Origin of the sequence: Mucilaginibacter sp. CAU 1740 (genome assembly GCF_039839285.1) — a bacterium.
In the GTDB taxonomy this organism is placed as follows: domain Bacteria; phylum Bacteroidota; class Bacteroidia; order Sphingobacteriales; family Sphingobacteriaceae; genus Mucilaginibacter.
The window spans coordinates 124,505-137,433 of sequence record NZ_JBDOQS010000005.1 but is presented as its reverse complement, the minus strand read 5'-3'; the positions used below and the strand labels follow the sequence as shown (position 1 = coordinate 137,433).

At 43.9% G+C, this 12,929-nt stretch carries 11 protein-coding genes; 5 read left to right on the top strand and 6 right to left on the bottom strand.

Annotated elements, in window-relative coordinates; translation table 11 throughout:
- Window positions 1–62: 62 nt before the first annotated feature.
- A complete protein-coding gene (locus AAFN85_RS12955) occupies window positions 63–557 on the top strand; it encodes a hypothetical protein (protein ID WP_347527761.1) in 495 nt (164 codons plus the stop codon).
- A gap of 473 nt (window positions 558–1,030) precedes the next feature.
- On the opposite strand, the gene AAFN85_RS12950 is transcribed toward AAFN85_RS12955, so the two are convergent.
- Both AAFN85_RS12950 and AAFN85_RS12945 read right to left on the bottom strand, forming a co-directional pair.
- Window positions 1,031–2,881 carry a CocE/NonD family hydrolase gene (locus tag AAFN85_RS12950; protein WP_347527760.1) on the bottom strand — a complete coding sequence of 617 codons (1,851 nt, stop codon included), beginning with the start codon at window positions 2,879–2,881 and terminating at the stop codon, window positions 1,031–1,033.
- A 201-nt stretch (window positions 2,882–3,082) separates the two neighbouring features.
- Window positions 3,083–4,822 (bottom strand): thiamine pyrophosphate-dependent enzyme, encoded by a 1,740-nt coding sequence (locus AAFN85_RS12945; RefSeq protein ID WP_347527758.1) that lies wholly within the window; start codon window positions 4,820–4,822, stop codon window positions 3,083–3,085.
- A gap of 233 nt (window positions 4,823–5,055) precedes the next feature.
- Between AAFN85_RS12945 and AAFN85_RS12940 the strand changes: the two genes are divergently transcribed.
- Complete coding sequence (locus tag AAFN85_RS12940; protein WP_347527757.1) at window positions 5,056–7,044, top strand: HRDC domain-containing protein; 1,989 nt, start codon at window positions 5,056–5,058, stop codon at window positions 7,042–7,044.
- A gap of 42 nt (window positions 7,045–7,086) precedes the next feature.
- Here the strand turns inward: AAFN85_RS12940 and AAFN85_RS12935 are convergent, their stop codons facing one another.
- Together AAFN85_RS12935 and AAFN85_RS12930 are read right to left on the bottom strand one after the other, a co-directional pair.
- Window positions 7,087–7,500: a hypothetical protein gene (locus AAFN85_RS12935; protein ID WP_347527756.1), complete on the bottom strand. Its 414-nt coding sequence runs from the start codon at window positions 7,498–7,500 to the stop codon at window positions 7,087–7,089.
- A 5-nt stretch (window positions 7,501–7,505) separates the two neighbouring features.
- Window positions 7,506–8,165 (bottom strand): YceH family protein, encoded by a 660-nt coding sequence (locus tag AAFN85_RS12930; protein ID WP_347527755.1) that lies wholly within the window; start codon window positions 8,163–8,165, stop codon window positions 7,506–7,508.
- A gap of 100 nt (window positions 8,166–8,265) precedes the next feature.
- On the opposite strand from AAFN85_RS12930, the gene AAFN85_RS12925 reads away from it, so the two are divergent.
- The gene (locus AAFN85_RS12925) at window positions 8,266–9,078 is read left to right on the top strand and encodes an MBL fold metallo-hydrolase (RefSeq protein WP_347527754.1); all 813 of its coding nucleotides are present in this window, start codon (window positions 8,266–8,268) and stop codon (window positions 9,076–9,078) included.
- 207 nt (window positions 9,079–9,285) lie between these two features.
- Here AAFN85_RS12925 and AAFN85_RS12920 read toward each other — a convergent pair whose 3' ends face one another.
- Both AAFN85_RS12920 and AAFN85_RS12915 read right to left on the bottom strand, forming a co-directional pair.
- The gene (locus tag AAFN85_RS12920) at window positions 9,286–10,065 is read right to left on the bottom strand and encodes a M90 family metallopeptidase (RefSeq protein WP_347527753.1); all 780 of its coding nucleotides are present in this window, start codon (window positions 10,063–10,065) and stop codon (window positions 9,286–9,288) included.
- 4 nt (window positions 10,066–10,069) lie between these two features.
- A complete protein-coding gene (locus tag AAFN85_RS12915; RefSeq protein ID WP_347527752.1) occupies window positions 10,070–10,777 on the bottom strand; it encodes a DUF92 domain-containing protein in 708 nt (235 codons plus the stop codon).
- A gap of 149 nt (window positions 10,778–10,926) precedes the next feature.
- Between AAFN85_RS12915 and AAFN85_RS12910 the strand changes: the two genes are divergently transcribed.
- Both AAFN85_RS12910 and AAFN85_RS12905 read left to right on the top strand, forming a co-directional pair.
- Window positions 10,927–11,616 (top strand): class I SAM-dependent methyltransferase, encoded by a 690-nt coding sequence (locus AAFN85_RS12910; RefSeq protein ID WP_347527751.1) that lies wholly within the window; start codon window positions 10,927–10,929, stop codon window positions 11,614–11,616.
- Between the two features lie 415 nt (window positions 11,617–12,031).
- The gene (locus AAFN85_RS12905; protein ID WP_347527750.1) at window positions 12,032–12,886 is read left to right on the top strand and encodes a pirin family protein; all 855 of its coding nucleotides are present in this window, start codon (window positions 12,032–12,034) and stop codon (window positions 12,884–12,886) included.
- The last annotated feature ends 43 nt before the right edge of the window (window positions 12,887–12,929 follow it).

Genomic DNA, 12,929 nt, shown 5'->3' with positions numbered 1-12,929 from the left:
GTTATATATAAACAAAGCGTGTAATAAATTTATTGTAGCTTTAATAGCAGCAATTACTTAACATGTTCAACTACCTACACTTCAGTTCAAAATTCGGCTCGTATCTTTATGATGATGCCTTCAAGGCATTCTTAGCCGAAACTTTCACTGATATCACCCGATACAATATTTTAGAGAGTGATTATATCAGTTCAGATTTGCTTGGCCTTGAATTGGGTTTCACCAACGATGATGCCGTGATTGACGAGGACGAGTTAATTGTACTTGAACCCGGTCGCCCGGTTTTTTCGCATATCAACATCTATCCAAAAACAAACGAAGATTACGTTTTGCCATTTGATGTTTTGTTTAGCGATAGTCGGGAAACTGTATTTGAGAAAACTGGCGAACCAACACAAACCAAACATGGCGAATCGTTATTGTTGGACAAGCCTTTTTTAATTGATCATTATAAAATAGGCGATATTGTGATGAGTATTGATTATAACCCGGCAGATGAAACTATTAATTTCATTCAGTTTAGGGACAATAATATTCTCGAGCACCTGAAATTATAGATAGATGCAGCAAGCTTCAAAAACCTATTCCTTTTTCAATATAAAAACTAATCCGCAGCATCTGCTGATCCTAATAGCCTTACCGCTTTTTGCGGCTTCACTATTTGTAGCAGATACATCAATAGACATCAATTTACACGATACCTATTTTGTGATAGCATATTCATTGTTATTTCGAGCTATCGCTGTTGTGTTACTCGTTCTTTGGATGATTTATATAGCGGCTAATAAATTATTGCCCTTAAAATCGTTAAACTGGCTTCATGTATCAATCACCATTTTAACTTTGTTGATTTTTATTATTAAGATGTCAACCTTCATAGGTTTATCAGGTTCGCCGCGAAGGTATTACGCCTTATCCGAATTTGAACAACAAAGGCAAACTGAATACTTGTTCGTTTATAACATAATCGCTCTGCTATTTGCCCAGTTGCTTTTTATAGCAAACCTAATAACTGGCATCATCAAAAGGCTCACTTTATCACCGGCAAAATAATCTTCGAACTATTGTGATAAATATTGATGGTTTCTTTCACAAAGTCTTCATCTTTGGCGTGATAGATATCGATAAACTGCTGCGGGTTCCGATCGGCCAGCGGGAACCAGCTGCTTTGTACCTGGATCATTAATTTGTCGCCTTTTTTAAAGGTATGTGCAACATCGGGCAATGTAAATTTTAACTGCGATGGTTTGTTTGGCACAAAAGCCTCCGGGTTGGAAAAACTATTGCGATAGCGTCCACGCATAATTTCGGCACGCACCAACATCTGGTAACCTCCCATCGGGTATTTGGTAACCGGATCGGTATCTGCGTTTTCGGGGAATACATCGATCAACTTTACCACAAAATCGGCATCAGTATTGGAAATACTCACCAGCAGGTCGGCAATAACAGGGCCGGCTAAGGTCAGATCATTGGTTAATGTATCTGTACTGTAACTCAGCACATCGGTGCGGCGTGAAGCGAAACGCTGATCATCTGTCATATACTCGCGGGTGCGATAATAGTGCACCTTTTCGGCATAAGGCACGGGCTTGGCCGGATCGCTGATATAGGTATCCATGGAGGCTTGGAAACTCGGCATATCCTGGAAGGATAATTTGCCGTTCGGCTCAAGGTAAACCGGGGTTTCGGTAACTTCCGCCGGAGGCCATCGCTTAAATGTTTTCCATTTGTTCTCGCCCGAGAAAAATATGGTGGCTTTGCTCAGTGTATCGATATTGCCTTTTCCCTTCAGGTAGTAATTAAAGAAAGGGATCTCGATGTGGCTGGTGTACCAATCGTTAGTTTTACTACCGAAGTAAATATTACCCAGATGTGTACCATCCCGGCTGGCCCACTGCCCATGGTACCATGGGCCGATAACCAAATTGCTTTTGGTTGAAGGACTTTGCTTAACCAGCGCCTGGTAAGTATTCCAGGTACCGTAACCATCTTCGGCATCAAACAACCCTCCAACTACCAGCATGGCGGGTTTCACGTTTTTTATCCCGGTGCGGGCATCGCGTGCTTTCCACCAGGCATCAAGGTTGGGATGGTTCATCATATCGCTCCAAAACTTCAAACTATCGCCGGTAGCTTTGGTGAAATTGGCCAACGCGCCCATGTTCAGGTACCAGGCGTAATTATCGTAATTGGGGATATTGTATGTTTTAGCCGGTTTGGTAGTTGGCACCGGTCGCGGCTGACTAAAGCCGAAGCCTGCATGAAAATCAAAAGCATCCATCAAAAACAGCACCCCGTTGTGGTGGTCGTCATCCCCAAAAAACCTATCCGTAACCGGGGCCTGCGGACTAACAGCTTTCAAGGCCGGGTGACCGCTCAAAGCAGCCATAGTAGCATAAAAGCCCGGAAATGAAATGCCCGTAACCCCTACCTTGCCATTATTATTGTCGATGTTTTTCACCAGCCAATCAATAGTATCGTAGGTATCACTGGCTTCATCAATATCTTTTTTTGTTTTTTTATTAGGATTGAACGGACGTACTACCTCAAACGTGCCTTCACTCATCCAACGGCCGCGAATATCCTGGATAACCATAATATAGCCTTCTTTGCAATAATTGATCGTAAAATTGCGCCAGAAAGCGCGGTAATCCTTACCATAAGGCGCTACCGAATATGGGGTGCGGGTAATGAGTATAGGGTGCTTTTCCGACTTATCGTTCGGGATATAAACCGATGTAAAAAGCTTAGCACCATCACGCATGGGGATGCTAACTTCTTTCTTAGTAAAGTTATTTACAAACCAGGTGGAATCGGAGTTTTGAGCGGCTGCTAATAGCGGGAATAACGAGAGAACGAGCAGTACAACTTTTTTCATGAGGGGTATAAATCGTACTGTAAATATATTGCATTTATGGTATTGAATGCGAATGCCTTTTTCACGCCCTCATAAAGCCGTCATTGCGAGTAACGAAGCAATCCCCAACTTTACAAGGCGGACTTCCATAGCTTCTCTGCTTATTGGGATTGCTTCGTTACTCGCAATGACGATCGGTTTATCTGCTTATTCAATAACTCTCTAATCGAAAATCTCCGGCAAGTGCTTATAGTTTCCTTTAACTGTAGCCAGCACCTCATCAAATTTACCGCCCAGCATCATTTTAGTCATGGATACTGCCATGCCTTTCACCATTTTAAGTTCAATGTGTGGTGGCATGGCCAGGGCGGTGCCGTCGGTTAATACATTTACCAATACCGGGCCGTTGTAGGCAAATGCCTCGCTGATGCCCTGTTCAAGGTAATCGGGATCGTTAATAGTAATGGCATTTATTCCCATCGCTTCGGCAACAAGCGTAAAATTTGGATTTTGCATATCTACTTCAAAATCGGGCAGACCCATTACTTCCATTTCCAGTTTCACCATGCCAAGGGCGCGGTTATTGAATACAATAATTTTTATCGGAAGATTGTATTGTTTGATAGTTGCCAGATCGCCCAATAGCATGGAGATCCCGCCATCGCCACACATGGCCACAACCTGCCTATCTGGGCAAGCCAGCGCCGCGCCGATAGCATGCGGCATTGCATTAGCCATTGAACCGTGAACAAAGGAACCGATCATCGAGCGTTTACCATTTGCTGTTATATGCCTTGCAGCCCATACGTTACACATCCCGGTATCGCAGGTAAAAATAGCATCTTCCGAAGCGTGCCTATCAATAAACGAAGCCAGTGCTTCGGGGTGGATGGCATTGTGCGTTCCGAGATCTTTAATATAGGCTTCCTGCTGATCTTTTACTTTGGCATGCACGTGCAGTTGCGCATCGAGGAAAGTACGATCTGATTTTTCAATAAGGAGAGGCAGCAGCGCTTTCACGGTCGATTTGATATCGCCATAAAGGCCCATATGTAGCTTTGCCCTTCTGCCCAAGTTTTCGGGTTTGATATCTATCTGTACTATTTTTTTATCCTGCGGATAAAACTGCGTGTATGGAAAATCGGTACCAAGCAATATCACCAGGTCGCTCTCGTGCATGGCATGGTAGGCGGCTGGTAAGCCGAGCAAACCTGTCATACCAACTTCGTAAGGATTATCATACTCCAAAAACATTTTACCGCGGAAAGAATAGCCGACCGGAGCTTTTAATAAAGCGGCAAGTTCTACAACTTCATCATGAGCATCGGCACAACCAATCCCGCCGAAAATGCAAACTTTATTGTGGCGATTAATCAGATCGGCCAGTTGTTGAAGTTGTTCCTGAACCGGGGTGATATTCGCCTTGCAAAAAAAGTTATTTACTGATGATTCAATTTCAACGGCGTCCTCACCAGCTACATCTCCCGGAAAACCTAAAACCCCTACCCCTTTGCGTTGGATAGCTGTTTGTATGGCAGCCTGCGTCATCCGGGGTACTTGTGTAGCTGTGGCTGCCACCTGGTTGTAGTAGCTGCAATCATCAAAAAGCTTAATGGTGTTGGTTTCCTGGAAGTAATTGCTGCCAAACTCCTTGGTAGCGCAGGTTGAAGCAATGGCTAATACGGGTGCACCCGAGCGGTGGGCATCGTACAAACCGTTAACTAAGTGCACATGACCGGGGCCGCTACTGCCCGCGCAACAGGCTAAACCACTCATCTGCGCATCGGCCGAGGCTGCGAATGCTCCGGCTTCCTCGTTGCGTACATGGATCCATTTAAGTTCAGGAGTGCGGCGTACGGCATCGTTCAATTCGTTCAAGCTATCGCCGGTAATGGCGTAAACGCGCTTTATACCTGCCTGCAGCAGCATATCAACCAATTGTTCGGCTACTTTTTTCGACATGTTTTTCGGGGTGTTTTTATGTTAGATGTTTATGTTTTGTATAAAGATAACACCAAAAGCAGGCCAATTGTTAAGCTATTAATGGTCAAATATTTGCAATATGCTTTCAGATACGGAGCTTTTGAAATATCGGGTTTTTACGAAATACCGTTAACGCCTCGTGACGCCATCTAAACCAGAGATTTTCAACAAAGCCAAAACTTTAAACGTATCCTTGTATTATTGCAGTTAAGATGAGTGAACTGAACCCCGCCATGCAATTGGCTTCCGATTACCTGGAGAGCACTAATACCGTTGTTTTTTTAACAGGTAAAGCCGGCACCGGTAAAACCACCTTTCTGCAAAACCTACGGCAAACCTCCAAAAAGAAGTTGGCGGTAGTGGCACCTACAGGCGTAGCGGCCATTAACGCGGGTGGGATGACTATTCACTCGCTGTTTCAGATTCCTTTTGGCCCGGTGGTGCCTGGTGGTAACACTCATCCCGAAGCAAGTTATAACGACGAAAAAAAAGAACTATTAATCGCGCTGGAGTTGCTTATTATTGATGAGATCAGTATGGTGCGCCCCGATGTGCTGGACCAGTTAGACCTCATCCTTCGCAATATTAAAAAGTCGTCTTACCCCTTTGGTGGTACGCAGCTTTTATTAATCGGAGACCTATCGCAGCTGAGTCCTATTATCCGTGATGATGAATGGGGAATATTGCGACCTTACTATGCTACACCTTACTTTTTTAGTAGCCAGGTGATGCAAAAAGCGCCCTTTGTACGCATTGAGCTTGATCATGTGTACCGACAAAAAGAGCAGGCTTTTGTTGATATTTTGAACGAGGTGCGTAACCAAGCCATCAGCCCGGAAAGTCTGGAGTTGTTAAACGAACGCTACACGCCCGATTTTAAACCAACCGCTGCTGACCCTTACATAACACTCACTACGCACAACAATATTGCCCAACAAATTAATGCCGAATATCTTGAAGCGCTATCCGGTGCAGAGTTTGAATTTACAGCCAGCATCAGGGGCGAGTTCCCAAAGGATGCCTACCCTACCGAGACAAGTCTAAAGTTGAAAGTCGGCGCACAGGTAATGTTTGTGAAAAACGATGGCTCGGCCGAAAAGCTGTATTACAACGGCAAAATAGGTTCGGTAAGCCGGATTGATGGCAACACCGTATTTGTTACTACCGGCACTGATAAAGAATTGGCCGTTGAACCTGTGGAGTGGACTAACATTAAATACCAGATGGCCGAAGGCGAAATGAGCGAGACAAATGCAGGAAGTTTCGCGCAGCATCCTTTAAAGCTGGCCTGGGCCATCACCATTCATAAAAGCCAGGGATTAACATTTGATAAGGCGATAATTGATGTAAGTGAGGCATTTGCGCACGGGCAGGCTTATGTGGCTTTAAGTCGCTGCCGAAGCCTGGCGGGCATGATCATGCGCAACCCTATTGCCGCTCATAATATTATTGGCGATCCGGCGGTGACCCGTTTTAACGTGCAGGCAGAAGCTATCAAACCAAACCGCGAAACATTGGAGCGGGATATAGAATTGTACAGGATATTTTTACTAAGTAGTCTGTTCAATTTCAATCCGCTAAAAGTAATTGCCAAAGGTTTTGAAGCAATGATTCCTAACCTCGACGCTGAGATCATTGAAGTTGGCGAGAAATTTAACCGTCAATTGAAAGCCGAACGCAGCCAGCAGGCAGCCGGTTATTTTCTGGATAAATTGAAGACCTCAGTCGAAAACCTGCACAAGCAATTGCCGGGCATTATCGGCGAATCGAAAGAAAAAGCGGGCAAGGCGGATAAATTGATCAATTGGTTAATGCACCGTATTGCCATGCTCGAATACTTTGCACAGCATCCTTTCTCCACAGAAAACTATCTCGAACTTTCAAGAAACAAAGCAAATACTAACGCGCAATCGTACCTTAAAGCACTAAATGCTAAAGCAAACGAGGAGTTGTATGAACAGATGTTAAGCTGGCGCGAACAAGCCGCCCTTAATCAAAAGATAATGCCCAACATGGTATTATCCGAACAAACCATCGAAGCTATTGCCGCTAAACTGCCGGATACGCTAAAAAATCTTGGCGGTATCAAAGGTGTTGGCCCGCAGAAGGCTACTTTATATGGGGCGGAATTGATTGGAATGATCAGGGCTTATAAGCAGGCATCGCAAGGTGGCGGTGTTGAGCAGGTTAGTATGTTTTAAGGAACTGTGACAGAGAGTTCATGGTATTTCGATTCCCGTTTGTTACCAATCAAAATCCTCCTCAAAAGCATCTTCTTTTCTGAAATCTCGGATCTTTTTCCTTTGCAGGGAAATAACATCTAATAACCATATCGCGCCATTTTCAGACCATGGATCTATTAGCAGCTCCACTTCTGTATCAGTTACTTGTCGCGCCTTAACAACCCATGCGATATCGGATTCCTCTATTTCAATTACTTTACCGCCTTTTCGCCATAAAAAGAGCCAACTCCCACCAGCCAAACACCAATCGTTGTTCTTACTGATCAACCCAAATTCAGGGTCGCCATAAGTAACTCCTAAAATTAGGTTGGTGTTTTTCTTTTTATCTACGAGATAAATATATTCAAATTCATTACCCAGGATCAATGCATCTGTTTCATCGAGAATCCGAAAATTGGGGTTTCGTCTGATCATAAAACTTACTCTACTCCCAATTCCCGCATCAATTTAGCTACCGTCTCTTTCAACCCGGCCAATTCCTGCTCAACAACGGCGAGCCTTGCTTCAAGTGCTGATGATGAACGACCTGATGAAGCCTCAACTTCCGGTTCATCCTCATTATATTCAGGTGTGCCGCCCAATAAATGCGCATAACGTACCTCTTTTTGTCCGGGACGCTTTGGTAATTGTACCAGGTAAGGCACATCTTCGCCTGCCAGTTTATCCAACACCTCCTGCACTTCTTCTATCGAATCAAACTCGTACATACGCCCACTGTTGGTATTCAGCTCACCTGGAGTTTGCGGACCACGTAATATCAGCAAGCAAATAATCGCCACTTCGGATGGGATAACCGGGTAAACAATGGCGAAATTGTGCTTATATTTTACCGCCCGGATGGATCCACCGGTAGCAGTAGAGATCAGTCCACGTTTTTTTAATGAATTAAGGGCGTTGATCACCGTATCATCATCATAATTAACTACCGGCTTGCGCGATGTTTTTTGATTACAGGCAGCTACGAGGCTGTTAAGCGTCATGGGGTAATAATCGGGCGTGGTTTTGGCTTTTTCCATCAGGGTGCCAAGCACACGTAATTCTTCAGCATCAAGTACGGGTAAAGTTTGTGGTGAATCCATGGCTAAATATAAGCAGGTTTTTATACCGTCAAAAAAAATGAGCACTTTTTTAAATGCTAAAATCGTTAGGATTTTAAATATTTGTTTACTTTGTATTTAAATGGGGCTATTCATTACATCATTAAATTCGGGAAGTAATGGCAATTGCTATTACGTGGGGAACGATCAGGAGGCGGTATTGGTTGATGTAGGCATCTCGTGCCGTGAAACTGAAAAACGTATGGCCCGGCTGGGCTTATCTATGCAAAAGGTTAAAGCCATTTTTGTATCGCACGAACATTCGGACCATATCCGCGGCATTCCAATTTTGGCGAAAAAGTATAACCTGCCGGTGTACATAACACCGGGGACTTTGCTACACTTAAGCGGCACAGATTATTTTAAGGTCCATCATTTGAGCGCGTTTCAAACTGTTCATATCGGCGCGCTGGAAGTCACTTCCTTCCCCAAAATGCATGATGCTACCGAGCCACACAGCTTTATAGTACAATGTAACGATGTAAAAGTGGGCGTATTTACCGATCTGGGGATAGTATGCGATCAGCTGATCCGTTATTTCAGTCAGTGCCATGCAGCGTTTTTAGAGGCTAATTACGATGATGATATGTTGGATAATGGCGGTTATCCATATCATTTAAAACGTCGCATTCGTGGAGGTAAAGGCCATTTATCAAATAAACAGGCGTTAAGCTTATTTACCACACACAAGCCTGCGCACATGACACACTTGTTGCTCTCCCATCTCTCAAAAAACAATAACGATCCTCAATTGGTAGAAGATTTGTTTAAAGCCTGTGCCGATGGGGTAGATATTATTATTGCATCACGCCATGAGGAAACACCGGTTTATTACATTAGCGCTGCCGTAATTCAGCACGAGCCTTTAGGGCAATTGGACCTGGGTTTCAATTAAAGAAATCCCTGCGATATATCTCTTGCTGAAGTTTTGCCCTCTGGGGCAATAAAATTCTGTTGGCTTTAGTGTTACAAAGCTTTTCCCCTCTGGGGATTTTTTCGATTTTCTTAGTCACCTTGTAAAATATCCCCAGAGGGATAAAGCTTTGTAGAAAACAAATAAAAACGGAATAGAACCCCAGAGGGGTTCAACTCAACCATGATATTAACTTAGACTCTCAGCCGGATCCTGTGAGAAAATACGGCTCAGCATCTCATACAATTCCGGATGTTTATGTTTAAGCTGATCGGGCTTTTGAAAAAAGTATTCTGACACTACGGCCAAAAACTCGGCCTCGTTGGTAATGGCATACGGGTTGATATCCGATTTGCCATGCTCAATTTTGTTGATCTCCTGGTGGATCATTTTTATCCATGGCAATACGTACTCATGCGCCAGGAGGTTTTCCGGCACGCCATCGGTAGCGCCATCGGCTTTATCCAGCAGGTGTACAAACTCATGAATGGCGGTATTCTCCTTCCCTGCCGATTTACTGAACCCTTTTAACAGAGCGGCCCGCGAAAGGATCATCTGTCCGTTCATATAGCCAGTTCCAACCATGCCTAAAATACTCCGGTTCTCTCCTTCAAACTGAAATTCGCCATCGAAGGTGTCGGGATACAAAATTACGTTGGTAAGGTTACGGTATTTCCAATCGCTAAAACCAAATATCGGGATCACCGCGCTGGCGGCAATCATTATTCTATCAATATCATCAACTGTTGTGCCTACACCTTCAATGGTAATTCCGGTTAAAAATGCTTCAACTTTCTGTTCAAAGATGATCTTATTCCCTTCATCAAGTTTTTGGTAGTAAGGGATATGGGCACTTAATTGTTGTTTGAAATCGATAGATAGCAACGGCTGGACAGCTGTTTTCTTTTTCTTACTAAAGAAATAAAAACCAATGATAATCAGAACTATAACTACAATTAACGGAAGCATCTCTTTAAAAAATTAAATAAAACAATAGCATAAACAGCGCGGCGGCAAAGGTGTTTAAAAAGTTGACCATATTGTTGCCGATGATACCTTTACGCTCCAATACCGCGCCTAAAACCGAATCGATGATATTGCCCAAAGTACCTGCTGTAACTATCCAAAGCAGATCAACACTCCAACAATGCCCTATGAAATAAATGAGTGCGATCACTGCCGCTCCAGCCGAACCTATCAAAGTTCCTTCAATACTAACAACGCCATCAAGTCCCTTAACATCAGCTTTAAAAGTAATGATATTAAAAAACCGGCGACCGTAAACCATACCCAACTCCGATGACAGTGTATCCGCCGTTGCCGAAGCCAAACTTGCCGCCATCATTAACTGAAATAAAACCGAATGCTGCGGAAGCAACAAAACCAATACGCCGCAAATGCCTGCCGTTCCCGCGTTGGCCAAAACCTGCCCGGCAGTGCGGCTGCTCTTCTCTTCGGCATTAATTATTTGTTTGGTTTTAAGCTGCCAGGAAGTAGCAGCCGAGCCTAAAATGAAAAATACGGTCATCGTGGCCAAACCCGTAAAGCCACCTCCCGCAAAAACAGCGCAGGCAACGGCCGCCCCTGTTAAAGCGGCAATAACGGTAAGCTTGCGGGCTGCAATACTATAGGTAACGCCAGCAAATAAAACGATAGCCAATATCAGGTAACTTAACCACATTTTTTCTTAAAATTTAGTCGATAGTCTTCAGTCATAAGTTCAAAGTGGGAAATAAAAAGGCATGAAACTTTTGACTTTGAACTTATGACTAAAGACTACCGACTTAACAAAGGCACTAAATTAAACTTTCAATTCATACTTTTGGGCACATGAAAGATATACTTGGCCAGGCCATACATGATCATTACCACCAATTAGCCAGCCATAAGCTGTGGATCAATAACCAATATGGCCCGAAGGAAGAAATGCCTATCGATATTTATTTCAGGGATGAGGATGATATGCCGGATATTGAGTGGCTGGCCATGAACGAATGCCGTGGAACTATACTGGATATCGGTGCCGGTGCAGGCAGCCATGCATTGGTTTTGCAGGAACGTGGCTTTGATGTTACTGCATTGGATATCTCACCGATGGCTGGCGATGTGATGACGGCCCGTGGTGTGCAAAAAGTGGTTAAAGGAGATATATTCAAATATAGTGAGCAAAAGTTCGATACGCTGTTATTGCTGATGAATGGTATCGGCCTGACAGGAACGCTCGAAAATTTGAAGGTTTTTCTTCAGCACATTAAATCGCTGCTTAATCCCGGCGGACAGATCCTTTTCGACTCATCAGATATCGCTTATTTATATGAGGAAAGTGGGCTTCCGGAAAAGGGGTATTACGGCGAACTTTCATATCAGTATCAATACAGCGGTCAAAAAACAGATTGGTTCAATTGGCTTTATGTTGATGAAAAAACGCTTGAACCGATTGTGCAGGAGGCTGGATTTGATATGGAAGTTTTGTTAGAAGATGAGTTTAAACAATATTTGGTTAGGTTGACGGTTGCGTAAATAAACTGATCGTCATTGCGAGGTACGACGCAATCGCACGGAGGCAGATCCGCCTTGTATAGTTGGCGATTACTTCGTGCCTACCCATAACAAGTTTAAATTGGGTGTCATGCTGAGCCTGTCGAAGCATGGTGGGTGGGGCCTCTGCGCGCGACCCTTCGACAAGCTGCCATTGACAAGTCTATAACGCATTGATAATCAGATACGCAAAAATGTCATCTGCAATGCTATTATTTGCGCGCAAATAAACCTTACTCAGGGTGACAGGCTGCCCCACCTGATATCATATAATCCTTCAGATGCCTCGGCTTTTACTTACTCGCAATGACATGATGGATATCAATATACGAATTTGACAACTTCATTCTGATTCTTTAAAACGTTCCGTTATTTTTATATCACATAGTATCTAACCATGAAAAAAGCCATCACCCATATCCTCGCCGGTCGCGAAAAGAAGATCACTGCCGAAGAAACTGTTCGTCAGCCCTTGCCTCATAAAGATTTCCGATTTGCCAATCCGTTTATTGTGCTGCACCATATGGGGCCAGAGGTGATCGAACCGGGGCAAACGCTTCGGATCCATCCGCACCCGCACCGTGGCTTTAGTCCGTACACCATTATGTTACAGGGCGAAGGTTACCATAAAGATAATGCAGGCAACGATGAAATTATTAAAGCAGGCGGTGTGCAATGGATGTTTGCAGGCAAAGGCATTATGCACAGCGAAGGGCCAACAGAACAACTATTAAAAGATGGCGGCGTAATGGAACTGATCCAACTATGGATCAACGCGCCTGCAAGTAAAAAATGGGATGAGCCATTTTACCAAGCCGCCACTGCCGATCAAATACCTGCCGTACTACAAGGCGAAGGACTTAATTTTAAACTGGCCAGCGGCGACTATGATGGCCAAACCGGCCCGATAAAAAATTTCACGCCAGTGATCTCAATAGTTGGCACCATTGCCAATGGTAAGCAGGTAAATTTAAAGGCTAAACCAGGCTATTGGACATTACTTTATATTATCCGCGGAACGGTTGTTGTAAACGATGAAACGATCACTCAATACAACCTTGTAATATTTGATAAAGAGAATGAGGATATTACGGTTGTAGCCAGCGAAGATGCGCAGATCCTTTTTCTATCAGCAGAGCCTATTGAAGAACCCGTTGCAGCGAAAGACAATTTTGTAATGAACACCGCGCAAGAAACAGAGCAGGCTATTATCGATTACCATAACGGTGTGTTCGGGACTTTAAACTACTAACAAGTCATTACTTTTGGTTATTGAACATTGCGTTTTATGATAA

Bases quoted from the DNA above. Each gene is read 5' to 3' on its own strand.
- AAFN85_RS12955 (WP_347527761.1), top strand. From the start codon at position 63: ATGTTCAACTACCTACACTTCAGTTCAAAATTCGGCTCGTATCTTTAT.
- AAFN85_RS12950 (WP_347527760.1), bottom strand. From the start codon at position 2,881: ATGAAAAAAGTTGTACTGCTCGTTCTCTCGTTATTCCCGCTATTAGCA.
- AAFN85_RS12945 (WP_347527758.1), bottom strand. From the start codon at position 4,822: ATGTCGAAAAAAGTAGCCGAACAATTGGTTGATATGCTGCTGCAGGCA.
- AAFN85_RS12940 (WP_347527757.1), top strand. From the start codon at position 5,056: ATGAGTGAACTGAACCCCGCCATGCAATTGGCTTCCGATTACCTGGAG.
- AAFN85_RS12935 (WP_347527756.1), bottom strand. From the start codon at position 7,500: ATGATCAGACGAAACCCCAATTTTCGGATTCTCGATGAAACAGATGCA.
- AAFN85_RS12930 (WP_347527755.1), bottom strand. From the start codon at position 8,165: ATGGATTCACCACAAACTTTACCCGTACTTGATGCTGAAGAATTACGT.
- AAFN85_RS12925 (WP_347527754.1), top strand. From the start codon at position 8,266: ATGGGGCTATTCATTACATCATTAAATTCGGGAAGTAATGGCAATTGC.
- AAFN85_RS12920 (WP_347527753.1), bottom strand. From the start codon at position 10,065: ATGCTTCCGTTAATTGTAGTTATAGTTCTGATTATCATTGGTTTTTAT.
- AAFN85_RS12915 (WP_347527752.1), bottom strand. From the start codon at position 10,777: ATGTGGTTAAGTTACCTGATATTGGCTATCGTTTTATTTGCTGGCGTT.
- AAFN85_RS12910 (WP_347527751.1), top strand. From the start codon at position 10,927: ATGAAAGATATACTTGGCCAGGCCATACATGATCATTACCACCAATTA.
- AAFN85_RS12905 (WP_347527750.1), top strand. From the start codon at position 12,032: ATGAAAAAAGCCATCACCCATATCCTCGCCGGTCGCGAAAAGAAGATC.